At 55.1% G+C, this 26,436-nt stretch carries 27 protein-coding genes, 2 pseudogenes, 1 riboswitch and 1 other annotated feature; of the genes and pseudogenes, 21 read left to right on the top strand and 8 right to left on the bottom strand.

Annotated elements, in window-relative coordinates:
* The 4 genes from AP057_RS16595 to AP057_RS13380 all read left to right on the top strand — a co-directional run.
* A partial coding sequence (locus tag AP057_RS16595) for a hypothetical protein (protein ID WP_082432216.1) occupies positions 1-263 on the top strand: 263 nt, incomplete at its 5' end.
* Between the two features lie 216 nt (positions 264-479).
* Positions 480-899 carry a holin family protein gene (locus AP057_RS13390; protein ID WP_055358951.1) on the top strand — a complete coding sequence of 140 codons (420 nt, stop codon included), beginning with the start codon at positions 480-482 and terminating at the stop codon, positions 897-899.
* Positions 896-1,576, top strand: coding sequence for a LysM peptidoglycan-binding domain-containing protein (locus AP057_RS13385; protein ID WP_055358950.1), 681 nt, complete (start codon positions 896-898; stop codon positions 1,574-1,576). Before AP057_RS13390 ends, AP057_RS13385 begins: the two co-directional genes overlap by 4 nt.
* A gap of 99 nt (positions 1,577-1,675) precedes the next feature.
* Positions 1,676-2,485 (top strand): hypothetical protein, encoded by an 810-nt coding sequence (locus AP057_RS13380; RefSeq protein ID WP_055358949.1) that lies wholly within the window; start codon positions 1,676-1,678, stop codon positions 2,483-2,485.
* A 91-nt stretch (positions 2,486-2,576) separates the two neighbouring features.
* Here AP057_RS13380 and AP057_RS16590 read toward each other — a convergent pair whose 3' ends face one another.
* Positions 2,577-2,966: an ABC transporter substrate-binding protein gene (locus AP057_RS16590; RefSeq protein WP_235468572.1), complete on the bottom strand. Its 390-nt coding sequence runs from the start codon at positions 2,964-2,966 to the stop codon at positions 2,577-2,579.
* A gap of 292 nt (positions 2,967-3,258) precedes the next feature.
* On the opposite strand from AP057_RS16590, the gene AP057_RS13370 reads away from it, so the two are divergent.
* The 3 genes from AP057_RS13370 to AP057_RS13360 all read left to right on the top strand — a co-directional run bounded on the left by AP057_RS13370 (position 3,259) and on the right by AP057_RS13360 (position 5,565).
* A complete protein-coding gene (locus tag AP057_RS13370) occupies positions 3,259-4,047 on the top strand; it encodes a S9 family peptidase (protein ID WP_049625028.1) in 789 nt (262 codons plus the stop codon).
* Positions 4,048-4,139: 92 nt separating this feature from the next.
* Positions 4,140-4,382 carry a DUF2584 domain-containing protein gene (locus tag AP057_RS13365; RefSeq protein ID WP_011232325.1) on the top strand — a complete coding sequence of 81 codons (243 nt, stop codon included), beginning with the start codon at positions 4,140-4,142 and terminating at the stop codon, positions 4,380-4,382.
* A gap of 280 nt (positions 4,383-4,662) precedes the next feature.
* Positions 4,663-5,565 carry an Rpn family recombination-promoting nuclease/putative transposase gene (locus AP057_RS13360; protein WP_055358948.1) on the top strand — a complete coding sequence of 301 codons (903 nt, stop codon included), beginning with the start codon at positions 4,663-4,665 and terminating at the stop codon, positions 5,563-5,565.
* Positions 5,566-5,689: 124 nt separating this feature from the next.
* On the opposite strand, the gene pckA is transcribed toward AP057_RS13360, so the two are convergent.
* Positions 5,690-7,276 carry a phosphoenolpyruvate carboxykinase (ATP) gene (gene pckA, locus AP057_RS13355; RefSeq protein WP_055358947.1) on the bottom strand — a complete coding sequence of 529 codons (1,587 nt, stop codon included), beginning with the start codon at positions 7,274-7,276 and terminating at the stop codon, positions 5,690-5,692.
* A gap of 219 nt (positions 7,277-7,495) precedes the next feature.
* A riboswitch (SAM riboswitch) is annotated at positions 7,496-7,610 on the top strand.
* A 129-nt stretch (positions 7,611-7,739) separates the two neighbouring features.
* Here pckA and metK point away from each other — a divergent pair.
* Positions 7,740-8,951, top strand: coding sequence for a methionine adenosyltransferase (gene metK / locus AP057_RS13350; protein WP_055358946.1), 1,212 nt, complete (start codon positions 7,740-7,742; stop codon positions 8,949-8,951).
* Between the two features lie 22 nt (positions 8,952-8,973).
* On the opposite strand, the gene AP057_RS13345 is transcribed toward metK, so the two are convergent.
* Entirely contained in the window at positions 8,974-9,522 is a 549-nt protein-coding gene (locus tag AP057_RS13345; RefSeq protein WP_011232320.1) for a gamma carbonic anhydrase family protein, read from the bottom strand.
* Positions 9,523-9,860: 338 nt separating this feature from the next.
* Here AP057_RS13345 and AP057_RS13340 point away from each other — a divergent pair, with 338 nt between their 5' ends.
* Complete coding sequence (locus AP057_RS13340) at positions 9,861-10,970, top strand: tetraprenyl-beta-curcumene synthase family protein (protein WP_081106603.1); 1,110 nt, start codon at positions 9,861-9,863, stop codon at positions 10,968-10,970.
* Between the two features lie 57 nt (positions 10,971-11,027).
* Here AP057_RS13340 and AP057_RS13335 read toward each other — a convergent pair whose 3' ends face one another.
* Both AP057_RS13335 and AP057_RS16585 read right to left on the bottom strand, forming a co-directional pair.
* Complete coding sequence (locus AP057_RS13335) at positions 11,028-11,615, bottom strand: class I SAM-dependent methyltransferase (RefSeq protein ID WP_055358945.1); 588 nt, start codon at positions 11,613-11,615, stop codon at positions 11,028-11,030.
* A gap of 110 nt (positions 11,616-11,725) precedes the next feature.
* A pseudogene (locus tag AP057_RS16585) lies at positions 11,726-11,950 on the bottom strand (hypothetical protein); the annotation flags it as partial.
* A gap of 121 nt (positions 11,951-12,071) precedes the next feature.
* On the opposite strand from AP057_RS16585, the gene AP057_RS13325 reads away from it, so the two are divergent.
* The 7 genes and pseudogenes from AP057_RS13325 (at position 12,072) to AP057_RS13295 (ending at position 18,115) form a co-directional block, all read left to right on the top strand.
* Complete coding sequence (locus tag AP057_RS13325) at positions 12,072-12,335, top strand: YtzC family protein (protein ID WP_033009819.1); 264 nt, start codon at positions 12,072-12,074, stop codon at positions 12,333-12,335.
* A gap of 132 nt (positions 12,336-12,467) precedes the next feature.
* Positions 12,468-12,632: a hypothetical protein gene (locus AP057_RS13320; protein ID WP_033009817.1), complete on the top strand. Its 165-nt coding sequence runs from the start codon at positions 12,468-12,470 to the stop codon at positions 12,630-12,632.
* Positions 12,633-12,747: 115 nt separating this feature from the next.
* Complete coding sequence (locus AP057_RS13315) at positions 12,748-13,947, top strand: MFS transporter (protein ID WP_050367713.1); 1,200 nt, start codon at positions 12,748-12,750, stop codon at positions 13,945-13,947.
* Positions 13,948-14,008: 61 nt separating this feature from the next.
* Positions 14,009-14,233: a binding site (T-box leader), on the top strand.
* Between the two features lie 74 nt (positions 14,234-14,307).
* Positions 14,308-16,725 carry a leucine--tRNA ligase gene (gene leuS, locus AP057_RS13310; protein ID WP_055358943.1) on the top strand — a complete coding sequence of 806 codons (2,418 nt, stop codon included), beginning with the start codon at positions 14,308-14,310 and terminating at the stop codon, positions 16,723-16,725.
* 239 nt (positions 16,726-16,964) lie between these two features.
* On the top strand, positions 16,965-17,279 hold the full coding sequence (locus tag AP057_RS13305; RefSeq protein WP_050367712.1) for a rhodanese-like domain-containing protein: 315 nt from the start codon (positions 16,965-16,967) through the stop codon (positions 17,277-17,279).
* A 253-nt stretch (positions 17,280-17,532) separates the two neighbouring features.
* A pseudogene (locus AP057_RS13300) lies at positions 17,533-17,820 on the top strand (peptidase M4 family protein); the annotation flags it as partial.
* A gap of 115 nt (positions 17,821-17,935) precedes the next feature.
* Entirely contained in the window at positions 17,936-18,115 is a 180-nt protein-coding gene (locus AP057_RS13295) for a sporulation protein Cse60 (RefSeq protein ID WP_008880941.1), read from the top strand.
* A gap of 192 nt (positions 18,116-18,307) precedes the next feature.
* Here AP057_RS13295 and AP057_RS13285 read toward each other — a convergent pair whose 3' ends face one another.
* Positions 18,308-19,618, bottom strand: a complete 1,311-nt coding sequence (locus AP057_RS13285; protein WP_055358941.1) for an NAD(P)/FAD-dependent oxidoreductase — start codon at positions 19,616-19,618, stop codon at positions 18,308-18,310.
* 112 nt (positions 19,619-19,730) lie between these two features.
* Between AP057_RS13285 and AP057_RS13280 the strand changes: the two genes are divergently transcribed.
* Positions 19,731-21,356, top strand: coding sequence for a polysaccharide biosynthesis protein (locus tag AP057_RS13280; RefSeq protein WP_055358940.1), 1,626 nt, complete (start codon positions 19,731-19,733; stop codon positions 21,354-21,356).
* 201 nt (positions 21,357-21,557) lie between these two features.
* Here AP057_RS13280 and AP057_RS13275 read toward each other — a convergent pair whose 3' ends face one another.
* Entirely contained in the window at positions 21,558-21,770 is a 213-nt protein-coding gene (locus tag AP057_RS13275) for a hypothetical protein (RefSeq protein WP_033006856.1), read from the bottom strand.
* A 104-nt stretch (positions 21,771-21,874) separates the two neighbouring features.
* Here AP057_RS13275 and AP057_RS13270 point away from each other — a divergent pair, with 104 nt between their 5' ends.
* Positions 21,875-22,621, top strand: a complete 747-nt coding sequence (locus tag AP057_RS13270; RefSeq protein WP_055358939.1) for a pseudouridine synthase — start codon at positions 21,875-21,877, stop codon at positions 22,619-22,621.
* Positions 22,622-22,716: 95 nt separating this feature from the next.
* Here AP057_RS13270 and AP057_RS13265 read toward each other — a convergent pair whose 3' ends face one another.
* Entirely contained in the window at positions 22,717-22,938 is a 222-nt protein-coding gene (locus tag AP057_RS13265; RefSeq protein WP_033014532.1) for a DeoR family transcriptional regulator, read from the bottom strand.
* Positions 22,939-23,188: 250 nt separating this feature from the next.
* On the opposite strand from AP057_RS13265, the gene pepV reads away from it, so the two are divergent.
* From pepV to thpR, 3 genes are all read left to right on the top strand, one after another.
* Positions 23,189-24,604, top strand: coding sequence for a dipeptidase PepV (pepV, locus tag AP057_RS13260; RefSeq protein WP_081106604.1), 1,416 nt, complete (start codon positions 23,189-23,191; stop codon positions 24,602-24,604).
* 69 nt (positions 24,605-24,673) lie between these two features.
* On the top strand, positions 24,674-25,858 hold the full coding sequence (gene malA, locus AP057_RS13255; protein ID WP_055358938.1) for a maltose permease: 1,185 nt from the start codon (positions 24,674-24,676) through the stop codon (positions 25,856-25,858).
* Positions 25,855-26,433 carry an RNA 2',3'-cyclic phosphodiesterase gene (gene thpR / locus AP057_RS13250; protein WP_049626118.1) on the top strand — a complete coding sequence of 193 codons (579 nt, stop codon included), beginning with the start codon at positions 25,855-25,857 and terminating at the stop codon, positions 26,431-26,433. The genes malA and thpR overlap by 4 nt, the downstream gene beginning before the upstream one ends.
* Positions 26,434-26,436: the final 3 nt, after the last annotated feature.

The following is a 26,436-nucleotide window of genomic DNA, read 5'->3' as shown; positions in this document are numbered from 1 at the left end:
ATATAGAATTGTCAAAACGCAATCGTGATTCATTTGATTATATTGATTTAGAATATGGACAATACGAAGAAGATTTTAGGATATGTTCAGCTTATCGTATAAATCCTGAAACAAAACAACTTGAATTTAGTTATCCCGACCCGAACGCAACCGAGCCGCAAGAGCCGGTTTATCAGAAACCACTTACAGAACAGCTAAAAGAAACGCAACAAGCAGTAGCAGAATTGACACTGCTATTATCAACAATGACAGGAGGTATGTAAAATGGTATTCACTGAAAACAGCGGGTTAGTAAAAGTTTGGGTAAGTCTTGTGTTAGCAGGAACTTATACACTTGACCAAGTGCCTAACTTGAGCAACCTAAAAGACGTCGTAACACAAGTAATTAACAGCATGAAGTAATGAACATTCGGACGATTATGCGCAACAAGCACACTTCCGAGGGTGCTTGTTATCCTTAAAGAAAGCGAGGAAGGCAAATGAAGCACAATACAAACACGCTATACACAACCATCACAGGCGGTAGCGCATCAGCTATCGCCTATTTAATTGGCGGGGTGGATCACCTTGCGATTGCACTCGGAATCATGATGGCAGTGGACTACATTTCAGGTCTGATGGTTGCTATTGGAACAAAAGAAGTTTCATCCAAAACAGCGTTTCGAGGACTGATGAAAAAGATGGCGATGATCTTGGCTGTCATTGTAGCAAACCAACTGGATGTGGTGACTGGGAGCGGCGATTTTATGCGCAATACGATGATTATGTTCTTGATTGGTAACGAAGGAATCAGCTTTATTGAAAATCTCGGCCGTTTAGGAGTGTCTATCCCGGGACAGGTTTCGAAAGTGTTTGTACAGTTGAAAAGTGAAAATCAGAAGGGAGAGAACAAACAATGAGCGTATGGACAGAAAAGTTTATTCGTGTGAACAAGTATTCGCGTCCAGGGTTAAAACTCAAAGGTGTGAAAAAACTTGTCTTGCATTGGACAGCAAATCCAGGCGCATCGGCAGCGAATCATTTCACGTATTTTGATCGAACCATCATTCAAGCACAACGATACGCCTCGGCGCATATTTTTGTGGATAAAAACGAAGCAATCAACATCATTCCACTTGACGAAGTCGCCTATCATGCGAACGACGGGACGTATCGCGGCGTTCCGGAACTGAAGCCGAACGCGAATTTTCTATCCATCGGTGTGGAAATGTGTGTGGAAAAAGACGGCACGTTTCATCCAGACACCATCTCTCGTACAGAAGATGTATTTGTAGAGCTCTGCAAAACATTTAAGTTGGATCCAATTAAAGACATTGTGCGGCATTACGATATTACCCATAAAAATTGTCCGGCGCCATGGGTAAAGGATTCCAAGGCGTTTGAAGACTTCAAACAACGAGTAAAGGCTAAAATGAGTCCACCTAAAGCCAATGTGTCATATTACACGGTGAAACCTGGAGATACACTGTCTGGAATCGCGGCAAAAAACAAAACGACAGTAGCCACTTTACAGAAACTCAACAACATCAAGAATCCGAATCTCATTCGTGTCGGACAAAAATTACGCGTGAAATAATCCCTGCCGCTTGGCAGGGACTTTTTTTATTTTTGTTGAAACAAAATAGGGAAAATAGTGGTATTATAGGCAGAGAGAATAAAAAAGAAGGGGGATAATATGGACAACGTTGCTTTAGTTATTAGTCTTATTGCGGTGGTTGCTTTTCTTGTTTATTTGGTTCGTGGCATCGCGGGGGTTGCGAAAAAAAGAGAAGGAACAAAAACGCTATTTAAACGCTCGCTTATTGCTTTAGCAGTATCTCTCGTAGGATTTATTGTATTTGGGATGACGGCAGAGCCGCCAAACGAAACAGCGAAGGAACCAAAGCAAGAGCAGCAGAAAGGAAAGACAAAAGAGCAAAAACCCGAAAAATCATCTGATGAGCAAAAATCTAAACCAGTCGTAGCTCAACCGAAAGAGAAAAAAGAAGAACCGAAAAAAGAAGAGGTAAAAAAAGAGGAGCCAGTTAAAAAGGCTGAACCTAAAAAGCAAGAAAAAACAATCGATGAGGTTGTAAAAGAAATCATCTATGACAAAGTTGGTAAAAAATCGAATATGGGGGAAAAACGTATTATCGAACTGCAAGTCAATGACAATTTAGGAACACCTGATAAGACAGATAAAATCATTATCGCAAAGTTGTATGCTAATGAAAATTTAACGACTAATATGACAAGAGATGGAATCTTAATGGATAGTAAAGACCTGTTTCAAGAAATGTTTAAACATAAAGAGATCAGCGAAGCTGTTTTAATGTGGAACCTTACTCTTGTCGATCAGTACGGAAATGAATCGGTTGATACTGTTTTAAAGGTTGGGCTAGATCGTGCGACAGCTGACAAAATCAACTGGAAGAACTTTTCTTACAAAAACTTCGAAAACGTTGCTCCACAATATTTTGTGCATCCAGCTTTATTGAAAGAATGAGCCTACTCGCTTTGAGTAGGCCTTTTTTGTCCATCATAAAAAAAGAAGGCGGAGTGATCCGCCTTATTGTTTTTCGTTTATGGTTAGAGTATTATCGTTGAGAAGGAACAATCAAGACGTTATAAACCTGTTTAAAAGTTAAGTTCACATGGGCAAAGTTGATGACCGGGTCGTCCGTTCCTTGGCTGTAGACGTAAATCGACGTTTCCGAGCCGACAAGGGCGATGTCCGCGCCGCCGGAAAGCAGCGTCGTCATCGTTTTGTCGCCGCCCCATGTCGTCGTCAGTTCGACATCCAGCCCCTCTTCTTTAAAGAAGCCTTTTGCCAGGGCGACGTACTGTGGTGCGTAAAAAATCGAGTGCGTCACTTCGGCGAGCCGCACTTTTTGGAGCGGCTTTTCGCTTTGGCCCCCGTCATTCGTGCAGGCGGAAAGCGGCAAAAGCAGCAGAAGCGAGCATAACCATACGGCCCATTTTTTCATGTTCGTTAACCCCCCTTGGTTCGCATGCGGTAAACCGTGGTTTCACCTTATCGTATGCACGCAGCCAAAATGTGTGAATGTCTAGAAAAAATGGGCGGTCGAACGAGAACGGGCGGCGGTCGGGACGCTCCTCGCGCTCGAGGGCTTTTTCAAGCTGACGCTCGGCCAAGGGACGGCATGCAAGAGCGGCGAGGCAGTTGGACAGCCCCACTTGCCCTAATGAAAGAAGGCGTTGGGGGATGATGACGGGTGGTTCGCATCATCTGTTTTCGCGTAGGAAGGAGGCAGGCGTATGGACGGGGACATCATCGACCAATACCGGTTTCCGTCGCCGCATCCGGGAATCGATGTGTTCTTTGTCACCTATATGTCCCAAGGGCTGAAGGTGAAAGGATTTTTAGCGGCGCCGAAGCGAAAAGGCGTTTATGACGGGTTTTTGTATTTGCGCGGCGGCATCAAAAACGTCGGGCAAGTGCGGGTGCCGCGCCTTGTCCAATTCGCTTCGCACGGGTTTGTCGTCTTCGCTCCGCTCTATCGCGGCAATGGGGGCGGAGAAGGAAACGAAGATTTTGCCGGTGAAGACCGTTATGACGCGCTCGCTGGGTTTCATCTCCTTCGCCGCCATCCGCTCGTCCATCCCGGGCGCGTGCACGTGTTTGGCTTCTCGCGCGGCGGGGCGATGGCGCTCCATGCCTCCCTAATGGCCGAGGGGGTCTGTTCGGTGGCGGTCTGGGGAGGGGTGGCGGATATGGAGCTTACGTATTGGGAGCGGCCTGACTTGCGGCGGATGATGAAGCGCGTCATCGGCGGGACGCCGAACAAATGCCCGGAGCGCTACCGGCACCGCACGCCGCTCTATCATCTGGAACGGCTCAAGGCCCCGGTGCTCATCATCCACGGCGAGCGCGATGAGAACGTCTCGATTGAGCACGCCTGGCGGCTGGAACGGCGGCTGAAGCAGCTCGGCAAACCGGTCACGGCTTGGTACTTCCCTGAGTTCACCCACTATTTTCCGCCGCAAGCCAATCGCGAGACGGTGCAAAGGCTCACGGAATGGATGAAACAACAGCCGACGATGTGATACGATACAACTAGAGGGGCGGCTGCGTGCGCCGCTCGGGTGGCGGCGCGGCCGCCAACGAATCGATGGGGTGCCAAGGAGGTTGGAATCATATGGGCATGCCGATGGAGCTGCAGACGGTCATTGTGACAAAAGGAAAGGAACAGCGCGTTCAAGGAAATGTGTTTGTGTTGAAAAAAGAAGGCTACCGCTTGTATCCGCTTGACGTGCCGCTTGAAGTGCGCCGGACGGTGCAAAGCGAAGCGAGCGGCGTCGCGGTCGTGAGAAAGCTCGAATGGGAAGACAGTCGGACGACGGTGACGTATGAGCTCGTCAGCCTGTATTCGACGAATTGAACGAGGCTGCACACCATGAAGCGGCTGAATGAGAGCTGAACGGGTTCATCGGACAGGAGCGCAAACGGAAGAACGGTTTGCGCTCTTGGCTCAAGTTTTTTCCGTCTATAGTTAACTTGTGGCGTCAGGCCGGTTCAGACAAGCATAAAAATAGCCTTTGCTTGAGGATTTCCTGTGCGACGTTTGATCATACCATAAAAAAAGTAGGGGGGAGGAGAAGGAGTTTGGCCGCGGAGAGCGAATATCATACGATGAATTCGATGCCGCAAGGAGGGGAAACGTGGCCAAACCGCGAATCGATCACGACCGGTTGTTCAAAGAGCTGCTGTCGACGTTTTTCGAAGAGTTTTTGCTTCTTTTCTTTCCCAACGTGTACGAGCACATCGACGTTCGCCACCTTTCTTTCCTCACAGAAGAACTGTTTACCGACGTGACGGCCGGAGAGAAGCATCGCGTCGACTTGTTGGTCGAAACGAAGATGAAGGGGGAGGAAGGGCTCATCATCGTCCATGTCGAACACCAAAGCTACGCACAGCGGACCTTCCCCGAGCGAATGTTCCTCTACTTCAGCCGCTTGTTTCAAAAATACCGCCGCCGCATTCTTCCGATCGCCATCTTCAGCTATGATGAACACCACGATGAACCTTCCTCATTGGTCGTCCAGTTTCCGTTTTTGACCGTTCTCGACTTCCGCTTTCTGACGGTGGAGCTGCGCAAACTGCCGTGGCGCGCGTACATCCGCCATGACAATCCCGTCGCCGCTGCCTTGTTAAGCAAAATGGGGTATAATGAAGAAGAAAAGGTCGAAGTGAAAAAAGAATTTTTGCGCATGCTCGTCCGCCTTGAGCTCGATGAGGCGAAACAGCGGCTGTTGTTCGGTTTTTTTGAAACGTATTTGCGGTTGTCCGAAGAGGAGGAAGCCAAACTGCGAAACGAGGTGAGCCAAATGGAAACGAAGGAAGCGAAGCAAGTGATGGAGCTCATCGTCTCGTACGAACAGCGGGGAATGGAAAAGGGAATTCAACAAGGAGTCAAACAAGGGATGAAGCAAGGGCGCCAAAAAGGGATTGAGGAAGGGAAAATCGACATCGCGAAGAAAATGTTGGCGAAAGGGTACGATGTCGACACGATCCACGAGCTGACCGGGCTGCCGGCGGAAAAGATTGAACAGCTGAAGAAGTAAACCCGCCTTCGCATTGTCGTCGACCTCCAATCGTACAAAAATCCCGGGGGATCGACGACAATCATTTTATGCGTTCGAAAAAACAGCCGGACAGGGAACGGCTCCCTGTCCGGCTGGGTTCTTGTTACACGAGCGGTCCGCCGAGTTTTTCGATGGACGGATCGATGTGGGCGAATTTTTGGAAGTTGGCGCGGAATTTTTGCGCTAGCTCTTTTGCTTTTTGTTCGTATGCTTGTTTGTCGGCCCATGTGTTTTGCGGCTGCAGGACGTCATCCGGCACGCCCGGGACGCGGGTCGGGATGGCGAGGCCGAAAATCGGATCTTTGACCGTTTCGACGTTGTCGAGCTCCCCTTTGACGGCGGCTTGCACCATCGCCCGGGTGTAGGCGAGCTTCATGCGGCTTCCGACGCCGTACGGCCCCCCTGTCCAGCCGGTGTTGACCAAAAAGACGCGGACGTTGTGTTCGGCGATTTTTTGCCCGAGCATTTCCGCGTACTCAACGGCCGGGCGCGGCAAAAACGGTGCGCCGAAGCACGTTGAGAACGTTGCTTCCGGTTCGGTGACGCCGCGTTCGGTGCCGGCGAGCTTGCTTGTGTAGCCGCTTAAGAAATGGTACATCGCCTGTTCGCGCGTCAGCTTGCTGATCGGCGGCAGGACGCCGAACGCATCGGCTGTCAAAAACACGATCGTGGACGGATGGCCGGCGACGCTCGGGTCGATGATGTTTTGGATCGCCTGAAGCGGGTAGGCGGCGCGTGTGTTTTCCGTCAGCGTGCCGTCGTCGTAATTCGGCACCCGCGTCGCGTCATCGAGAACGACGTTTTCGAGCACCGCGCCGAAGCCGATGGCGTCAAAAATTTGCGGCTCTTTCTCGCGCGATAGCTTGATGCATTTCGCATAGCAGCCGCCTTCGATGTTGAAAATGCCGCGGCTTGACCAACCGTGTTCGTCATCGCCGATCAAGCGGCGGTTCGGGTCGGTCGAGAGCGTCGTTTTTCCCGTTCCCGACAAGCCGAAAAAGAGGGCGACGTCGCCTTCCTGCCCGACGTTGGCCGAGCAGTGCATCGGCAGGATGCCTTGTTCCGGCAGCACATAGTTCATGACCGAGAAAATCGATTTTTTCATTTCGCCGGCATACTCGGTGCCGCCGATCAACACGGTGCGCCGTTCAAACGAGATGATGATGAACGCTTCCGAGCGCGTCCCGTCCACCTTCGGGTCGGCTTTAAAGTTCGGCGCGCAAATGACGGTGAATTGCGGCTCGTGCGCGGCGAGCTCCTCGGCGCTCGGGCGGATGAACAGCTGATGGACGAACAAGTTGTGCCAGGCGAATTCGTTGACGACTTGAATCGGCAGCCGGTATTTCGGATCGGCGCCGGCAAAGCCTTTAAAGACGAACAGTTCATCTTGTTTCATTAAATAATCGAGCACTTTGTCGTACAGTTTCTCAAACGTTTCCGGAGACATCGGCTGGTTGACCGTTCCCCAGTCGATCGTTTGCTTCGTGGACGGTTCTTCGACGATGTATTTGTCTTTCGGCGACCGCCCCGTGTACTTGCCGGTTGTCACCGCGACGGCTCCGGTGTGGGTCAGCCGTCCTTCGTTCCGTTGCAGGACTTTCTCGACGAGCTCGGCGACGGACAATTGGTGATGTACGTACGGTTTTTGTAGCAATAAATCAAGCTTATTCGTCATGTTTGCGATCCCCATGTTCAAAACCTGCCTTCTTTTTGTAATCACTCTTGAAAATAGTATAACACATTTTTATTAATAGCCCATACTAATTGCGTGGGTTTTTCAAACTTTATTTTTGCCCAATGTGTCGATTTCCTTGAGGAAATAATTTTCTCGGCTGGAAATGATAAAAAATGAATTTTGATAGTTGACTTTGCCGATTCCGTTGCGATAAGATAAGTCATTGAACGGATACTCTTATCCCGAGCCGGTGGAGGGACAGGCCCGATGAAGCCCAGCAACCGTCACAACTGGACATGTGTGAAATGGTGCTAACCTGTGGCAAGGCGCAGTCCTTGAACGATAAGAGTGAAAGGAAGCAATACGATTGCCATGACCTTTCCTCAGCCGTTACAGGAAAGGTTTTTTATATTGCGAAGGGAAAAAGGGAAATGAGTTCCGTGTCGCCACATTATGCCAAGAGGAGGAAACAAACCGAATGTCAGCCAAACGCCGCTTGTTTACTTCAGAGTCTGTGACGGAAGGACATCCGGATAAAATTTGCGACCAAATTTCTGACGCCATTTTGGATGCCATTTTGGAAAAAGATCCGACCGCCCGCGTCGCCTGCGAAACGAGCGTCACGACCGGGCTGGTGCTCGTGAGCGGGGAAATCACGACATCAACATACGTGGACATTCCGCGCATCGTCCGCGATACGATCCGGGAGATCGGCTACACGCGCGCCAAATACGGATTTGACGCTGATACGTGCGCGGTGCTGACGTCGATTGACGAACAATCGCCGGACATTGCGATGGGGGTGGACCGGGCGCTCGAGGCGCGCGAAGGTCAGATGACTGATGAGGAAATTGAAGCGATCGGCGCCGGCGACCAAGGATTGATGTTTGGGTTCGCCTGCAATGAGACGGAAGAATTGATGCCACTGCCGATTTCGCTTGCGCACCGCTTGGCGCGCCGATTGGCGGAAGTGCGCAAAACGGACGTCTTGCCGTACTTGCGGCCGGACGGGAAAACGCAAGTGACGATCGAATACGATGAAAACGGCAAACCGGTGCGCGTCGATACGATCGTCGTTTCCGCGCAGCACCATCCGGAAATTACGCAAGAGCAAATCGAGCGCGACATTAAAGAGCAGGTCATCAAGCCGGTCGTGCCCGCGGAGCTGCTTGATGAGAACACGAACTATTTCATCAACCCGACAGGACGGTTTGTCATCGGCGGTCCGCAAGGGGATGCTGGGTTGACGGGGCGCAAAATCATCGTCGATACGTACGGCGGCTACGCCCGCCACGGCGGTGGCGCGTTCTCGGGCAAAGATCCGACGAAAGTCGACCGCTCGGCAGCGTATGCGGCCCGCTATGTCGCGAAAAACATCGTCGCGGCAGGACTGGCCGACAAATGCGAAGTGCAGCTCGCCTACGCGATCGGCGTCGCCCGTCCGGTATCGATTTCCATTGATACATTCGGCACCGGCAAAGTGTCGGAAGATATTTTGATTGAGGTCGTGCGCAGCAACTTCGATCTCCGCCCGGCGGGCATCATCAAAATGCTTGACCTGCGCCGCCCGATTTACAAACAGACGGCTGCTTACGGCCATTTTGGGCGTACGGACATCGACTTGCCGTGGGAGCGCACTGATAAAGCGACGACGCTGAGAGAACAAGCGCTGGCGCTGGCGGACAAGTGATGAAAGAAAAAGAGCTGCCTGATCACGGTAGCTCTTTTTTGTCGGCGCACGATGTCCGCTGTTGCTGCAGCGCTTTGTAATACTGCCCTTTCTCGACATATTCGCGGCGGATGCGCTCCATTTCGCGGATATCGTCTTCCGTCAGTTCGCGGACGACTTTCGCCGGCCGGCCGAGGGCGAGCGTGTTGGGTGGAATTTTTTTGCCCGGCGGCACTAAACTGCCGGCGCCGATAAACGCGCCTTCCCCGATTTCCGCGCGGTCCAAAATGATTGAGCCCATGCCGATGAGCGCGTTTTTGCGAACGATGGCGCTGTGCAAAATGACTTGATGGCCGACCGTCACCCCGTCCTCAATGATAAGCGGATTGTTTGGACTTTGATGCAAAATTGAGTTATCTTGAATATTGACCCGGTTGCCAATCACCGTTGGTGCCACATCGCCGCGAATGACGGTATTGAACCAAATGCTTGTCTCTTCGCCGATCACGACATCGCCGGTGATCGTCACATAGTCGGCGATAAAGGCGGAGGCGGCAATTTGCGGCGTTTTGCCTTTGTATGGGTAAATCATGGGCGTTCGTTCCTTTCTGTTGCAAAATCGATCGTTCACCATGTATTGTACAACGCTGCGTCCAAATCGCCAACGAAAGCGAGCGCGCCTAATCGGGATTGGTGAAAAATGTTTCGTTTCGCCCGATGAGTGGTTGGGATCGGGGAAGAAGATCCGATTTCAAAAAGCTTCTCAACGTGAGAAGAACCGTTGTTGAGCGGCTTTTTCATTCCGTCGCCAACCCTTTTATGATTTGCCCCGGCCGCATTGATGGCAATACTGGAAGACGAGATCGCAAGCTGTTCAGACGCGAAACAATTTTGGTTGCCGATAAGATGGAAATGCTAGGAGACGAGACCATGGTGTTTGCACCTGAGGTGAACCGATTGAACATTCCGAAAAACCCCATCGCCTTGATGAAAATGGTGTATCGTGACGTGCTTCCGCTTGTCCACCGCGAGCTTGCCTATTGGCGGCGCCAGGCCGAGCGCATTCCCGACCCGGAGCTTCGGCGCCAGGCCTTGGCGAGCATCGCGTCGAAAACGTTCCATTGCGAAGGCGGCTCCATTTTGGCGCTTTTGGCCGGAGAAAACATGGAGGATTGCATCCGCTTTATCGTGGCTTACCAGACGATTAGCGATTATTTGGATAATTTGTGCGACCGCAGCACCTCGCTCGATCCGCTCGACTTTCGCGCCTTGCACGATTCGATGCCGGACGCGTTGACAATCGGCGCCGAGCCGTCGAACTATTACCGCCATCGCCGCGAACAGGAAGACGGCGGCTATTTGCCGGCGCTTGTCCGCACGTGCCAAGAGGTGCTCAAGACGGTGCGCCATTATGAGACGATCGCCCCATTTTTGCATGAATTGGCCGGATATTATTGCGACTTGCAAGTGCATAAACATGTCGAAGCGAGCGAGCGGGTGCCGCGGCTGGAGAAATGGTTCGCGCAATACAAAGACGCCTTGCCGCCGATGGAGTGGTATGAGTTTTCCGCCTGCTCCGGTTCGACGCTCGGTATTTTCTGTCTCGTCGCCTATGCGTTTGGCGAATCGCTGCCGCCGGAGATGGCGAGACAAGTGCGCGACGGTTATTTTCCATACATTCAAGGGCTGCACATTTTGCTCGACTATTTGATCGATCAAGAGGAAGATCGAGCCGGCGGCGATTTGAATTTTTGCTTTTACTATCCGAATGAAACGGTGATGCTTGAGCGGCTTTGCCATTTCATCGAAGAGGCCGACCGCCATGTCGGCGCCCTTCCGCACGGCCAGTTTCACCGCCTTATTCACCGAGGGCTTCTTGGGTTGTATTTGTCGGATGCCAAGGTGAAAAAGCAACGCGGTCTGCACCGGCTGGCGCGCCGGCTCGTCCGCGCCGGCGGGGCGGCGTCGATGTTTTTTTATTGGAACGGAAAAGCGTACCGCTTTTGGCAGGAGCGACAAAAACGGCTGTCCTTTTCGTAAGGGCAGCCGTTTGCTTGTACTGGCGAGAGCAGTGGTTCGTCGGCGGATCGGACGGAATCAGGCGCTCCCATCCGCCCGATTCTCGAGTGCGATCAAAAACGGCGGGTTGTTTTGCCGATTGATGAATTCGTATTTCAAGGCATGGACGCGCCGTTGATCAAGAAAGCGGACGTAATCAAGGAGCGCGTCGCGTTCGCGCTTTCCCTCCGGATGGCCGTGGTAGACGACAAGAACGATGATGCCGCCCGGCTTTAGGATGGAAAGAAGCTGCTCGACCGCTTGAATCGTCGATTCCGGCTGGGTGGCGATTTGCTTATTGCCGCCCGGCAAATAGCCGAGGTTGAACACGGCGCCGGCGATGCGTCCGTGAACGGAGTTGGGGAGCGTTTCGAGCAGCAGGCTATGGCTTGTCTGAAACAGCGTCACCCGCCCGTCCAGCCCGTGTTCGGCGAGGCGGGCTCTGGCCGCCGCGATCGCTTCGGCTTGAATATCAAAACCAAACACATGCCCGCGCTCCCCGACGAGCTCGGCTAAAAAGACGGTGTCATGGCCGTTGCCAACCGTCGCATCGACGGCGATGTCGCCTTCGTTGACTGCTTGATCAAGCAAAAAGCGGGCAAACGGCAAAATATTCATGATGGCCATGCGTTTGCCACCCCCTGTTCGCGCCGCTTTCCTTGAAAGCTGTCCCGCCGCTTGAGTTCAGCGTCAATGGCGTTTAGCCCTTCCCATTTGTTGACGCTCCACATCGGGCCAAAATCGCCCGATCTGGCGGCGCTGCAAAACGTGCAGTCGCCATACGTCACCGTCCCATCGCGGTTCGGGCAGTCAAACCTGCCGTCAAGGGCGACTTTGAACACGTTTGGGCCGAACGTTTGCTGCAAATGGCAGTTCCATGTGTGATACCGTTTTCCGTCGGCGGCATATGGAAATGGGATTGCGTTTGTCACGGCCGTTCTCTCCTTGTGCTGAAATGGCATCATCCTTGCATTGTACCACGGATGGCGGCAAAAAGCGACTGTTGCCAATCATTGACGTGATACAGATGAAAGCGTCGGCGCATAGTAAAGATGAGGGAACATCATGAAAAGAGGTGAGCGCATGGCGACAAGACAATCGGTGGAAGAATTTTTGCAGCGGTGCGAAGACGTCATCCGCTTTGCGAAAGAACAATATACGGAAGCGCAAAAGCAAGAGCACTACAACATCACGGAATACACAAACGCCCAGCAAATGCTTGAGCAGACAGTCAACGATTTGGCTCACTTGGCGCGAAGTTGCAACGCCCAGCAGCGCGAACAGCTGCATCGGATGCGGCTTCAGCTTGAGCAGCTGCAAAACGAGATGATTTTGCTTGACCGATGAAACAAGAGCTTTGCACGATGGCCGCTATCGAAGGTCCTGGTGCATAACAAGCGGATGTTGCCTGACCGGTGAAACGGAAAGCAACCGCAGGGCGGCTGTCTGCTTGATGGCGAACACAAGGAGGAACAAGGAATGAAGCGACGTCTGAAACAAACGAACCCGGAGCAAAAAACGCGCAACGGTCACAACAACAACGATTTGGAACTCGGCCAAGACTTTGATCCGGTGAAACTGGCGAAAAAACAGTATGAACAAACAGGTGGCCAGCCGGCCCGCTCCAAGCAGCGGAACGGGTGACGCGCCGCTGTCTGTGAGGGCGCCATGCCGCCCTCTTTTTTTGATTGCTTTTTTTCGCTTTCCCACATACAATTAGTTTGGGAGTCGAAATAGCAGACGAAAAGGATGATGACCGATGCCCCGCGCTCTTTGGTGGCTGCTTGTCGGCATGGCGCTCAATGTCACAGGAGCGTCGTTTTTATGGCCGCTAAATACCATTTATTTGCATGAACAGCTCGGCCAGCCGCTCGCCGTAGCGGGAGCGGTGCTGATGCTCAACTCCGGCGGCAGCGTCATTGGCAGCTTGCTCGGCGGCATGTTGTTTGACCGGATCGGCGGGTTTCGCACGCTCGTGTCCGGAGCGTGCCTGACGATGGCGGCGCTTGCCGGTTTGGGCGTCTGGCATGGTTGGCCGCATTATGCCGTCTGGCTGGCGCTTGTCGGCATCGGCAACGGCGTCGTCTTTCCGGCGGCGTCGGCGTATGTCGGGGCGGTTTGGCCGGAAGGGGGACGGCGGGCATTCAACGCCTTGTATGTGGCGCAAAACATCGGCGTCGCCGCCGGCTCGGCGCTTGGCGGCGTTGTCGCCTCGCATTCGTTTGCGCTCGTGTTTTGGGCGAACGTTTGGCTGTATGCCGCTTTTTTGGCGACGGTCGTCATTGGGCTGCGGCGCATGCCGCTTCCGCCGCTGCGGAGAAAAGAGCGGAAGCGCCGAACGGGGGACGGGGCGCCCCGGGCGCACATCCGCGCCCTTGTCCTTCTTTGCGCCGGCTATGGATTATGCTGGATGAGCTACGTCCAATGGTCGACGACGATCGCCGCCTATACGCGCGAGCTTTCCATTCCGGTTCATCACTACAGCTTGCTTTGGACGATCAACGGCGCCTTGATCGTGCTCGGCCAGCCGCTGTTGGCGCCGTTGGTCCGCCGCTTTATGCCGGGGATGAAGCGGCAGATCGCCATCGGGTTCGCCGTTTTCACCGTCTCGTTTGCGATATTGTTTGGCGCGGATTCACTTTTGCAATTTGCGACGTCGATGGTTGTGCTCACGATCGCCGAAATGATCGTCTGGCCGGCGATTCCGGCGGTGGTGAACGAGCTGGCGCCGCTGGGGAGAGCCGGGTTTTACCAAGGGATCGTCAACGGCACGGCCACGGCTGGACGGATGATCGGGCCGGTCCTCGGCGGGTGGGTCGCCGATGCGTTCGGAATGAAACCGCTCATCGGATTGCTTGTCGCCTTCGCTCTGCTGGCCGCCGGCGCGGCGCTCGTGTATGACCGGGGGCTGCCGAAGCGGGCGGAAGAGGCGGGGGAAAAAACGGCTGTGACCGTCTAGTTTTTCGCTTGCAATCGATCGACAAATTTTTTACAATAATAATAAATTTGTCATCATAAAGCGAACAACGGTGAAGAGGAATAGTAGCGGGCTTGATGGACGGCAGAGAGTTGACGGTCGGTGCGAGTCAACCGAAGTCAATCCGCGAACTCGCCTCGGAGTTGCCGGCGTGAACGGCTGCGGCCGATAACGCCGGCCGTGAATCTGCGTTAAGGAACAAAGCGGGTGCGCCATAGGCGCGCCAAAAAAGGGTGGTACCGCGGGAAGCGTTCCTCTCGTCCCTTTTGTTCGGGATGAGGGGTTTTTTTGTACATATTTTCGTCTATGATGCAAGTAGAACTGGATAGGAGGAGTGCTGCGATGAGCTTCAACCACCGCGAAATTGAACAAAAATGGCAGGACTATTGGGAGAAAAACAAAACGTTCCGCACGCCCGATGATGACGACAAGCCGAAGTTTTATGTGCTCGACATGTTCCCGTATCCGTCCGGCGCCGGCTTGCACGTCGGCCATCCGGAAGGATATACGGCAACCGACATTTTGGCGCGCATGAAGCGGATGCAAGGGTACAACGTCCTTCACCCGATGGGCTGGGACGCATTTGGGCTGCCGGCCGAGCAATATGCGCTTGACACCGGCAACGACCCGGCGGAGTTTACGCAAAAGAACATCGACAACTTCCGCCGGCAGATCAAATCGCTCGGGTTCTCATACGACTGGGACCGTGAAATCAACACGACCGACCCGAATTATTACAAATGGACGCAATGGATTTTCTTGAAGCTGTATGAAAAAGGGCTCGCCTACATGGATGAAGTGCCGGTCAACTGGTGCCCGGCGCTCGGCACCGTGCTGGCGAACGAAGAGGTGATCAACGGCCGGAGCGAGCGCGGCGGGCATCCGGTCATCCGCAAGCCGATGCGGCAATGGATGCTGAAAATCACCGCCTACGCCGACCGGCTGCTCGAAGACTTAGAAGAGCTCGACTGGCCGGAAAGCATTAAGGAAATGCAGCGCAACTGGATTGGCCGTTCGGAGGGAGCGGAAATCGAGTTCGCCGTCGACGGCCATGACGAAACGTTCACCGTCTTCACGACGCGGCCCGATACGCTGTTTGGCGCGACGTACACCGTCTTGGCGCCGGAGCATCCGCTCGTGGAAAAAATCACAACGCCGGAGCAAAAGCCAGCCGTTGACGCCTACTTAAAGGAAATTCAAAGCAAAAGCGACCTTGAGCGCACCGATTTGGCGAAAGAAAAAACGGGTGTGTTCACCGGCGCGTACGCCATTCACCCGGTCACCGGCGATCGGCTTCCGATTTGGATCGCCGACTACGTCTTGATGAGCTACGGCACCGGAGCGATCATGGCTGTGCCGGCGCACGATGAGCGCGACTATGAATTCGCGAAAACATTCCACTTGCCGATCAAAGAAGTCGTTGCCGGCGGGAATATCGAAAAGGAAGCGTACACCGGAGATGGTGAGCATATCAACTCCGAGTTTTTAAACGGCTTGAACAAGCAGGAAGCGATCGACAAAATGATCGCCTGGCTTGAGGAGCATGGCAAAGGGCGGAAAAAAGTGTCGTACCGGTTGCGCGACTGGCTGTTCAGCCGCCAGCGCTACTGGGGCGAGCCGATTCCGATCATCCATTGGGAAGACGGCACGATGACGCCGGTGCCGGAAGAGGAATTGCCGCTTGTGTTGCCGAAAACGGATGAAATCCGTCCGTCGGGAACGGGCGAGTCGCCGCTGGCCAACATCGAAGAATGGGTCAATGTTGTCGACCCGAAAACCGGGAAAAAAGGGCGGCGCGAAACGAACACGATGCCGCAATGGGCGGGCAGCTGCTGGTATTACTTGCGCTACATCGACCCCCACAACGACAAGCAGCTCGCCGATCCGGAGAAATTGAAAAAATGGCTGCCGGTCGACGTCTACATCGGCGGGGCGGAGCACGCGGTCTTGCATTTGCTGTACGCCCGCTTCTGGCATAAGTTTCTCTACGACCTTGGCGTCGTGCCGACGAAAGAGCCGTTCCAAAAGCTGTTCAACCAAGGGATGATTTTGGGCGAAAACAACGAAAAAATGAGCAAATCCAAAGGTAACGTCGTCAACCCGGACGATATCGTCGAAAGCCATGGCGCCGACACGCTGCGGCTGTATGAAATGTTCATGGGGCCGCTTGAAGCGTCGATCGCCTGGTCGACGAAAGGGCTTGACGGGGCGCGGCGCTTCCTCGACCGCGTCTGGAGACTCTTTGTCACCGAGAATGGCGAACTGAACCCGAACATTGTCGACGAACCGGCGAACGATACGCTCGAGCGCGTCTATCATCAAACGGTGAAAAAAGTGACGGAAGACTATGAAGGCTTGCGCTTTAACACTGCCATTTCGCAGCTGATGGTGTTTATCAACGAAGCGTACAAAGCGGAGCAAATGAAAAAAGAATACATGGAAGGCTTCGTCAAGCTCTTGTCACCGGTTTGTCCGCACATCGGCGAAGAGTTGTGGCAAAAGCTCGGCCATACGGACACGATCGCCTACGAACCGTGGCCGGCGTATGATGAAACGAAGCTCGTCGACGACGTCGTCGAAATCGTCGTGCAAATCAACGGCAAAGTGCGGTCGCGCCTGCACGTGCCAGCCGACTTGCCAAAAGAAGCGCTCGAGGAGCGGGCGCTGGCCGACGAAAAAATCAAAGAGCAGCTCGAGGGCAAAACGGTGCGCAAAGTGATCGCCGTCCCCGGCAAGCTCGTCAATATCGTCGCCAACTGATCGTTGGCTGTTCGATCCGCACAGGCGGTGGCGCGTGCCGTTTCCTGCGAAGCAACCGCAACGGCGCCCGCGCCGTCTGGGCCGGCTTTGTCCCTCCGCTTGGCGCGGAAGCGGGCGTCCATCGCCGATGTGCTTTTAGGCAGCGGGCGGGGAAACTGCGCTTTCTCGCCGCCGTTTGTCGAAGCGGCCAAAAGCAAGAACCGTTTGCTGAAACGATCAAAGAAAGGAGTCGGTCCGCCATGGAAGAGATCAAAGAAATTACCCCGGCTGAGGTGAAGGAAAAACTCGAACGCGGTGAAAAGCTGAACATTGTCGATGTGCGCGAAGACGAGGAAGTCGCCCTCGGTATGATTCCGGGCGCCAAGCATATCAAAATGGGCGACATCCCCGATCGGCTTGAGGAATTCGACCGCAATGAAGAATATATTTTCGTCTGCCGCTCCGGGCGGCGTAGCGAAAACGTCTGCCGCTATTTACAAGAGCGCGGCTACCGTGTTTGCAACATGACAGGCGGCATGCTTGAGTGGGAAGGGGAAACGGTGCCGAAACGATGATGCCTCGTCGCGCCTGCCGTTTCCGCCTGACCGCGGCCGGGCGTCCGTGCGAATGGCGATGTGGGCTTTCGTGAAGAAGGTTTCCATGTTAACGAGACATCACAGTTTCGGTCGACATGCAGCCGGCAGCCGAAGGCGGCCTGCACGTTTTGTTCGACAGGTGTCCCAATCGTTTGGGGCGCCTGTTTTGTTTTTTAGTGCCGAAGGGCGATGGAAGCAGACAGAAAAAACGTTATAATTTTCAGTAAAATAAACCGGCACGCAAGACAACGGCGGCGTCCATACGAACAGCGGCATCATCAATAAAGCGGCGTACTTGCTCAGCCAAGGCGGCGTCCATTACGGCGTGAGCGTCACCGGCATCGGCCGCGACAAAATGGGGAAAATTTTCTACCGGGCGCTTGTCTACTATTTGACGCCGACGTCGAACTTCAGCCAGCTGCGCGCCGCCTGCGTGCAAGCGGCCGCTGATTTGTACGGGTCGACAAGCCAAGAAGTCAACTCGGTGAAACAGGCGTTCAATGCGGTTGGAGTGTATTAAGACGAATGAAGTTTCTGACGTCACGCGTCCCGCTGTTCGGGGGCGCGTGACGCCTTTTGTGGGCAGGATTTTCCCTAAATGCGTGGAAAAGGAAAAAGAAAACGGGGGAATGGCGATGTACAAAGTGAAAGTGTTTGATAAAGAGCATGAAAAAGATTTGGAAGCGGCGGTCAATGATTTTTTAGCCCGATTGAAAGACGGACAGTTGATCGATGTCAAGTACAGCGTGGCGGCGATGGAATCGGAAGGCGAGCAAATCTACTGTTTTTCCGCCATGGTCATTTACCGGACTTGACACTTCACACGGCTCCAGACTGCGGGATTCTTTGGCCGTTTTCGTGCTGATCCCCCCAAAGCGGGCGACGCTTTTTTCGTTTCGGCATTTCCATTTCAGACGGCGAAATTTTGCGATCGCCCGCCTTGAAGACGGGCGTTGTCGGAATGTCAGCGAACGCCCCGGAGCACCCGAGGGGCATGAGGACGGCGGTCAATTCGTTGCTGTCTGCCCCGCGGAGCCGCTCGCCCCGTTTTTTTTCGCCAATGCATAGCGGGCGGCGTTCACGCCGGCGAGCCGCCCGGTGACAAGGGCGGCGGTGATGTTGTAGCCGCCCGTGTAGCCGTGAATGTCCAAAATTTCCCCACAAAAGTAAAGGCCGGCCATGCATTTGGAGGCCATTGTTTTCGGCTCAATTTCTTTGACCGACACGCCGCCGCCGGTGACGAATGCTTTCTCAAGCGGCAGCGTGCCGTGGACGTAAAAGGTAAATTGTTTGCACTGTCGGACAAACGCCCGCAGCGCCTCATGGCCGACCGTGCCGGCAGAGGCGTGCGGGTCGATGCCGGCCCGCTCGAGCAAAAAGACGGCGTACCGCTCGGGAAGCACCGTTTTGGCGATCGTTTTCATCGCCTTTTTCGGCTCCTCTTTGCACAGCTTGGCGAACTGTTGAAACAGCTCTTCCTGCGTCACGTCCGGAAGCGCGTCGATGCTCATTTTGACCGCGCCGTCCGCCGCTTTTTTCAACGCCTTAACGACAAACTGGCTGCAGCGGAGAGCAGCTGGGCCGGAAATGCCGAAGTGCGTAAACAGCATATCCATCCGGTGGGTGATGATCGGTTTGCCATTCGGCTTTAAGACGCTTAACGCGACGTCGCGCAGCGACAAGCCTTGCAGCGTCCGCTCTCGGATGAACGGCTCATGCGAGACGATCGGAACTTCGGTTGGAAACAATTCGGTCACCGTGTGGCCCGCTTTTTCCGCCCACGGATAGCCGTCGCCTGTTGAGCCGGTTTGCGGCACCGATTTGCCGCCGACGGCGACGACAACCGCACGGGCGTGGATCGTCTCCCCGCTTTTCAGCGTGACACCGACTGTTTTTCCTTGTTCATACAACACGTCCGCCACTGGCGATTCAAGTCGAACATCGACGCCAAGGCGCGACAATTCGCGAACAAGCGCGTCGACGACCGACTGGGCGCTGTCGCTTTTGGGAAACATGCGGCCGTGGTCTTCCTCCTTGAGCGGCACGCCGAGCCGCTCAAAAAAGCGGATGATGTCTTCATTGTTAAATACGGAAAAGGCGCTGTATAAAAAGCGGCCGTTGCCGGGAATATGGCGGACCATTTCATCCACCGGCAGCCGATTCGTCACGTTGCAGCGTCCGCCGCCGGAGATGGCGAGCTTGCGCCCGAGCTTCGTTCCTTTTTCCAACAAGAGCACCTTCGCCCCTTCTTCGCCGGCGCCGATGGCCGCCATGAGCCCGGACGGACCGCCGCCGATGATGATGACGTCGTATCCCATGTTCATTCCACCCTTTCTTTTTGCGCGTGGCCGATATTTTTCGTTCCATTGACAACTATGGTAAAATAGATACGTTATCATTTTCAACGTCCATGGCTAGGGAAGGGGTCATATGTCAACATCGAAACTGCTGCGCGGCACGTTTATTTTAACGGCTGGCGTGATGATTTCTCGCCTTCTTGGTTTATTTTACGTCATCCCGTTTTACCATCTTGTCGGCGAGCGCGGCGGGGCGCTGTACGGATACGGCTATGTGCCGTACCAAATTTTTTTGAGCTTGGCGACCGGCGGGCTGCCGGTGGCGGTGTCAAAGTTTGTGTCGAAATACAACGCGCTTGGGGAATACGGCGTCGGCTATCGGCTCTTTCGCTCCGGCCTTGTCTTGATGATCGCAAGCGGCATCGCCTCATGGCTCATTTTGTACGCCCTGGCGCCCATCTTGGCGCCGCACGTCATCGATGCGAAAACGAACGTCAACTCGGTCGACGACGTCACGGCCGTCATCCGCGCGGTCAGCTTTGCGCTCCTCATCGTGCCGGTGATGAGCTTGATCCGCGGATTTTTCCAAGGACATGAGTCGATGGGCCCGACGGCGCTGTCGCAAGTCGTCGAACAAATCGCGCGCATCGCGTTTTTGCTTGGGGCGTGCTACGTCATTTTGCGCCTGATGGACGGCTCGATCGTCTCCGCTGTGAGCGCGGCGACGTTTGCCGCGTTTGTCGGGGCGGCGGCGGGGCTTTTGGTGTTGCTTGTCTATTGGTGGAAGCGGCGTCCGTATTTGCAGTCGCTGCTTGCGCGTGACCGCGGCGAAGCGGACGTGTCGCTTTTGGCGATGTATAAAGAGCTGCTTCTTTCTTCGATTCCGTTTGTTTTTGTCGGCTTGTCGATGTCGCTGTACCAGCTCGTCGATCAGTTTACGTTCAATCACGCGATGGCGGCGGCGGGCCGCGGGAGCATCGCGGAGCACGCGTATTCCGTGTTCAACATGTGGGCGCAAAAGCTCGTCGTCATCCCCGTGACGCTCGCGACCTCGTTCAGCTTGGCGCTCATCCCGACGATTACGAAAGCGTATGTCGCGCAAGACCGGAAAGCGCTGCGGCAATATTTGAACCAGACGTTTCAAGTGCTCATGTTTTTAACGCTCCCGGCGGTGATTGGCATGGCGGTGCTGGCAGGGCCGGTGTACAGCTCGTTTTACAGCTATGATCCGCTTGGTGAACAAGTGTTGCGCTGGTATGCGCCGGCGGCGATTTTGTACGCTTTGTTTTCTGTGACGGCGGCGATCATGCAAGGCATCAACGAGCAGCGGTTTACGGTCGTCAGTTTGACAGCCGGCTTGCTTGTGAAGCTTTTGCTCAACACGCCGCTCATTATGAAATGGTCGGCCGTCGGGGCCATTGTGGCCACGATGGCGGGCTATTTCGTCTCGGTGGCGTTCAACTTATGGGTCATTCAGCGCCGCACGCGCTACCGCTATCGGTTTGTCGCCCGCCGGACGGCGTTTATGGCCATCCTGACGGCGGCGATGTCAGCGGCGGTTATGGGGGTCGAGGCGCTGGCGTCCCGATGGATCGATTACCGCGCCGGCACCGCTGAATCGGTGGGCGCTGTTTCCATCGGCGCAGCGGTCGGGGCGGCCGTCTACTTGTTTCTCAGCATCCGCTTCGGGTTGTTTTCGGCGCTGTTTGGCGACCGGTTTGCGTTTTGGCGCCGGAAAGAGAAAAAGGCGGTATCGTAGACGAGGGTGTATGGGGGGATCGGCCGTTTCCTAGAAGCGGCTCGTTTAGGCCGGGAGCCTGGCGGACGGCGCTTCTTGCGAACATCGCGGCGCCCGAGCGAAAGGGTTCGACGACGGCTGTTTTTCGCCCTCCCCCATGCCGTTCGGCTTGCGGCAAAAAAAGAAGAAGGCGGTCGTCCCCGCCTTCTTTCTCCATTTCGCTTACGACAGGCCGAGCCGGCGTTCGACGCGATCGAGGCGGCTTTCCACCCGGTCGAGCCGGCGGTCGAGCCGTTCGACGGCCCGCTCAAGCCGTTCGATGCGCCGCGCCCAGTTGGCGAATGGCCCGCCTGGGTATCCGGGCCAAAATTGGCTGGCTGGCGGCTGTTGACGGTAATCATCCAACGTTGGGACATAATAGTAATATTCATTCATCGGTAAATCCCCCTTCTTGATGTTTCCTTCACAGTGTATGGGGGGAAGGCGGAAGCGGACTAGATGAACGCCTAATGAAGGCCATTTTTTTAGGAGGGAGATTTGTGGAGCTGCGCATTGACAAGCTGCTCGCCCATATGGGGTATGGGACGAGGAAGGAAGTGAAAAAGCTGCTCAAGTCCGGAGCGGTGAAAGTGGACGGCGCGCCGGTTCGTGATGCGAAAACGAAAGTGCGGACGGATGAGCAAATCGTGACCGTTTGGGGAGAAACGGTCGAGTACAAGCCATTCATTTACTTGATGATGAATAAGCCTTCGGGGGTCGTTTCCGCGACGGAAGATGCCGTGGAAGAGACGGTCGTCGATTTGCTTGAAGAAGAAGACCGGGCGTTTTCCCCGTTTCCGGTCGGGCGGCTTGACAAAGATACGGAAGGGCTGCTGCTCTTGACGAATGACGGCCAGCTCGCCCATCAGCTGTTGTCGCCGAAAAAACACGTGCCGAAAACGTATTTTGCCGTCGTGGACGGGGAAGTGACGGAAGCGGATGTCGCGGCGTTTCAGCGCGGCGTCGTCCTTGATGACGGCTATGAAACAAAACCGGCCAAGCTCGTTGTGTTGAAATCCGGCCTTCGTTCCGATGTCGAGGTGACGATCACCGAAGGGAAGTTCCATCAAGTGAAGCGGATGTTTCAAGCGGTCGGCAAGCGGGTCGTCTATTTAAAACGAATTCAAATGGGGCCGCTCGCCCTTGACCCGGATTTGGAGGTCGGTGAGTATCGGGAATTGACGGACGAAGAGGTGGACATGTTGAAGCAATACCGGCCAGAGACGGACGAAAAAAAAGGAACCTGACGCGGTTCCTTTTTTATGGAAAAATAGTGGATATTCATCTGCGGAAAAATGGTTCGCGTTCATCTCCCATCTTGCCTACCCTATTGGCACCGGGTTTACGAAGAGATGCGCACTTTTTTGTTTGTGGTCGTCCATTTGCCCTTGCTTGGGCTGAGAACGAGATCGTTGTACATAAGCACGTTTAAGTCGCGCTGGATCGTTCGTGGGGTGGTGCCGAACTCATCAACAAGCTCTTGGGTCGTAACCGTTCCTTTTTCGCTAATGTACATATACACGGATTTGATGCGGGTAAGCATCCGATGTGTTGAAGGTTTCAAAAGACCACTCCCTATCTTAGCATCATTCGCATGGCACAACCGACTGCTAGCAGATGAGAGATGTCTTTGTCTGTTTACTACCATTGTACACGAAATGAGGGGGAAAATGCTACCCGGTTGCCTCTATTCACGAAAAATTTCAACATTTTGTCATGAAACGGAAATCGATTTGCAACGAATGAAACATTTTGACTTCCTGTTTTTGATATGATACGTTGGCAACAAAGGGTGTTGAATAAGGAAAGGAAGAATGGCGTTGAACATCGACTGGATGAACGAAGCGAAGAAACGAAAAGACGATCTTGTCCGCGACGTGAAAGCGCTTGTCCGCATTCCGAGCGTCCGCGATGACGGCGGGGCGAAACCGGGGGCGCCGTTTGGCCCGAAGGTGGCGGAGGCGCTCGATTACATGTTAACTCGCGGTCAAGAAGAAGGATTTCGCATTAAAAACGTCGACGGCTATGCCGGTCATATCGAAATGGGAGAAGGGGAGAAGCTCATCGGCGTGCTCGGCCATCTGGACGTCGTGCCGGCAGGGGACGGCTGGTCCGTTGATCCGTTTGCTGCTGAGGTCAAGGATGGCCGCCTTTACGGGCGCGGGGCGATCGATGACAAAGGGCCGACCGTCGCGGCGTTTTACGCCTTGAAAATCGTCAAAGAACTCGGCTTGCCGCTCCGCAAGCGGGTGCGGCTTATCCTCGGCGGCGACGAGGAAAGCGATTGGCGTTGCGTCGCTCATTATTTTCAGCGGGAAGAAATGCCGGATGTCGGGTTTGCGCCGGATGCTGATTTTCCGATCATTCATGCCGAAAAAGGAATCATTGACGCCGATTTGTCGTACCGACCGCCTGAATCGACGGAGGCGGAAGGGCTCGCGCTTGTCTCATTCCAAGCCGGGCGCCGCTACAATATGGTGCCGGATGCGGCCGAAGCGGTGGTGGAAGGAGCGGGACGGACGGAGGAGCTGCTTGGCCTCTATGAACAGTTTTGCCGAGAGCGCGGCGTAAAGGGGAGCATGAGGCAAAGCGAAGGGGCCGTCGTCTTTCAATTGGAAGGGGTGTCCGCTCATGGCGCTGAGCCGGAGCGCGGCAAAAACGCCGGCGTCTATTTGGCGCAGTTTTTGGCGTCGCTTCCGCTCGATGGCCGAAGCCGGCCGTTCGTTCAGTTTGTGACCTCCGCCTTTTTCGGCGATGCCCGCGGCCGGCGGCTCGGCCTTGCGTATCGGGACGAACAAAGCGGCGACTTGACCGTCAACGTCGGGGTGCTGTCGTATGACCGGCGGCATGGCGGAACGATTGGGCTGAACATCCGCTATCCGGTGACGGCCGACGGCGACGCGATCCGCCGGACGCTCGCCGGCGCTGCGGCTGAACATGGATTCGCGCTCAGCCGTTTCAGCGATACGAAACCTCATTATATCGATCCGAGCCACGAGCTTGTCCGCACGCTTCAGCGCGTCTACGAAGAGCAGACGGGCGAGCCGGCCCGGCTTTTGGCCATCGGCGGCGGCACATACGCCCGCGCCTTGACCGCCGGGGTGGCGTTTGGCGCGTTGTTTCCGGGCCGTCCGGATGTCGCCCACCAGAAAGATGAGTATATCGAAATCGACGATTTGGTGAAAGCGACCGCCATTTACGCGCAGGCGATCTACGAGCTGGCGAAATAAACGGCGGTCCGCCGCTCCGGCGAAAAAGAGAGCGGGGCGGGCGTTGTTTTAACGAAAGGGGGGGACGGGATGGGAGCGGCGTTCAAACGGGGGACGGCAGCGCGAAAAACGGTGTTTCCGCTCTTTTACTTTCTCATCTTTTTTGCTTTTGGCGCGTTGTTTCCGCTTTTGTCCGTCTATTTGCAGGAAGAGGCGCGCCTTTCGGGGGCGGCGATCGGCTGGATCATGTCTCTTCCTCCGATCGTGACGATGGCGGCCCAGCCGCTTTGGGGCACGGCGGCCGATTACACGCGCAAACCGGTCGGCCTTTTGCTGGTAGCGCTCGTTCTGGCGGCGCTGTTTGGGGTCATGTATGCGCTCGCCGGCAGCTATCGGCTGTTTGTTGTGCTCACCGTGCTGCTGTCAGCGATGCAAAGCGCCATCGTTCCGCTTTCCGACAGCCTCGCCCTTCGCCATGTGCACGAACAGGGAGGAAACTACGGGGCGATCCGGCTGTGGGGGTCGCTTGGGTTTGCGATGGCGGTGCTGGCCGTCGGCTGGCTGTCTGATCATATCGCCTTTGCGGTCATTTTTTACGCCTTTTCGTTGGCGCTGCTCACTGCGGCGGCTTTGGCCACCCGCCTGCCGCGCTATCCGATGGGGGCGCCGGGGGCGCTGACGCGGCAGGACGTGCGCGGGCTGCTGGCGTCCCGCCCGTTTCGGCTGCTGCTTGTGGCGACGTTTTTATTGTTTGGCCCGATTTTGGCCAACAATTCGTATTTCGGGTTGCTCATTCATGAGCTGGGCGGGACGTTGACCGGCATTGGCCTTGCTTTTTTGTTTGCCGCCGGCAGCGAGGCGCCGTTTATGAAAGCGGCGGATCGGCTCATCGGCCGTTTCGGCATGGTGCGGCTTCTTCTATTGGCGGCGCTCATCTCGGCGGCTCGCTGGCTGGCGTATGCGGCCGACCCGCCGCTTTGGTTTGTGTATATGACGACGGTCGTGCAAGGCTGTTCGGTCGGTCTGGCGATCCCGACGGCGCTGCAATATGCGCGCCGCCTGGCGCCGGAGCGGGTGCAGTCGACGGCGGTGGCGTTATACTCAGCGGTCGGCAACGGCCTTGGCGCGTGGTTTTGCACGTTGGTGGGTGGATATTTGCTTGAGCGTTGGCAGATCGGCGCTGTCTACTTGTTTTTTAGCATCTGCACGATCGTGGGTGTGCTCGTGCTCCTTTTGCTCGCAAAACGAGAACGAACGGCAGGTGAAGAGAAGTGAAACGAAGCCATTATTTTATCGCTGTTCCGCTGACGTCTGAAGCGAAACAAGCCATTGCCCGATTTTCGGGGGATGCGTCGTCATCGCTGCCGTTTCGCACATGGGTGCATGAAGAGGATTATCATATCACCCTCGCGTTTTTAGGCGATGTGCCGCCGGGGAAAATGGCGCCGCTGTGTGAAGCGATGGCCGCCGTCGCCGCCAAAAGCGCCCCGTTTTCCCTCGCGCTTGCCGGACTGGGGACGTTCGGGGAGCGGACGGCGCCGCGCATTTTTTGGCAAGGGGTGAAAGAGGAGGCTGCGTTGAACGAGCTGCGACGCGATGTGTATGAAGCGTGCCTTGCGCTCGGCTTTTCCCTCGACCGGCGGCCGTTTGCCCCGCATATTACGATCGCCCGCAAATGGCAGGGCGAGGCGCCGTTTCAGCCGGAGGCGCTCCGTTCGCTTCCAGCCGCTTCGACGGTGTTTTCGGTGCCGGAAATCGTGCTGTACCGGACGAATATGGAGAAAACGCCGAAATACGAGACGATCGCCGCGTTCCCGTTGCTTGGCGCGCCGGACGGCCGGAGCGGGTGAAGG

The organism is Geobacillus sp. Sah69 (assembly GCF_001414205.1).
Taxonomy (GTDB): domain Bacteria; phylum Bacillota; class Bacilli; order Bacillales; family Anoxybacillaceae; genus Geobacillus; species Geobacillus stearothermophilus.
The sequence above is the reverse complement of the archived record's forward strand: the minus strand, read 5'-3'. Positions and strand labels throughout refer to the sequence as shown.

Bases quoted from the DNA above. Each gene is read 5' to 3' on its own strand.
- AP057_RS13390 (WP_055358951.1), top strand. From the start codon at position 480: ATGAAGCACAATACAAACACGCTATACACAACCATCACAGGCGGTAGC.
- AP057_RS13385 (WP_055358950.1), top strand. From the start codon at position 896: ATGAGCGTATGGACAGAAAAGTTTATTCGTGTGAACAAGTATTCGCGT.
- AP057_RS13380 (WP_055358949.1), top strand. From the start codon at position 1,676: ATGGACAACGTTGCTTTAGTTATTAGTCTTATTGCGGTGGTTGCTTTT.
- AP057_RS16590 (WP_235468572.1), bottom strand. From the start codon at position 2,966: ATGAAAAAATGGGCCGTATGGTTATGCTCGCTTCTGCTGCTTTTGCCG.
- AP057_RS13370 (WP_049625028.1), top strand. From the start codon at position 3,259: ATGGACGGGGACATCATCGACCAATACCGGTTTCCGTCGCCGCATCCG.
- AP057_RS13365 (WP_011232325.1), top strand. From the start codon at position 4,140: ATGGGCATGCCGATGGAGCTGCAGACGGTCATTGTGACAAAAGGAAAG.
- pckA (WP_055358947.1), bottom strand. From the start codon at position 7,276: ATGGGGATCGCAAACATGACGAATAAGCTTGATTTATTGCTACAAAAA.
- metK (WP_055358946.1), top strand. From the start codon at position 7,740: ATGTCAGCCAAACGCCGCTTGTTTACTTCAGAGTCTGTGACGGAAGGA.
- AP057_RS13345 (WP_011232320.1), bottom strand. From the start codon at position 9,522: ATGATTTACCCATACAAAGGCAAAACGCCGCAAATTGCCGCCTCCGCC.
- AP057_RS13340 (WP_081106603.1), top strand. From the start codon at position 9,861: ATGGTGTTTGCACCTGAGGTGAACCGATTGAACATTCCGAAAAACCCC.
- AP057_RS13335 (WP_055358945.1), bottom strand. From the start codon at position 11,615: ATGGCCATCATGAATATTTTGCCGTTTGCCCGCTTTTTGCTTGATCAA.
- AP057_RS13325 (WP_033009819.1), top strand. From the start codon at position 12,072: ATGGCGACAAGACAATCGGTGGAAGAATTTTTGCAGCGGTGCGAAGAC.
- AP057_RS13320 (WP_033009817.1), top strand. From the start codon at position 12,468: ATGAAGCGACGTCTGAAACAAACGAACCCGGAGCAAAAAACGCGCAAC.
- AP057_RS13315 (WP_050367713.1), top strand. From the start codon at position 12,748: ATGCCCCGCGCTCTTTGGTGGCTGCTTGTCGGCATGGCGCTCAATGTC.
- leuS (WP_055358943.1), top strand. From the start codon at position 14,308: ATGAGCTTCAACCACCGCGAAATTGAACAAAAATGGCAGGACTATTGG.
- AP057_RS13305 (WP_050367712.1), top strand. From the start codon at position 16,965: ATGGAAGAGATCAAAGAAATTACCCCGGCTGAGGTGAAGGAAAAACTC.
- AP057_RS13295 (WP_008880941.1), top strand. From the start codon at position 17,936: ATGTACAAAGTGAAAGTGTTTGATAAAGAGCATGAAAAAGATTTGGAA.
- AP057_RS13285 (WP_055358941.1), bottom strand. From the start codon at position 19,618: ATGGGATACGACGTCATCATCATCGGCGGCGGTCCGTCCGGGCTCATG.
- AP057_RS13280 (WP_055358940.1), top strand. From the start codon at position 19,731: ATGTCAACATCGAAACTGCTGCGCGGCACGTTTATTTTAACGGCTGGC.
- AP057_RS13275 (WP_033006856.1), bottom strand. From the start codon at position 21,770: ATGAATGAATATTACTATTATGTCCCAACGTTGGATGATTACCGTCAA.
- pepV (WP_081106604.1), top strand. From the start codon at position 23,189: ATGGCGTTGAACATCGACTGGATGAACGAAGCGAAGAAACGAAAAGAC.
- malA (WP_055358938.1), top strand. From the start codon at position 24,674: ATGGGAGCGGCGTTCAAACGGGGGACGGCAGCGCGAAAAACGGTGTTT.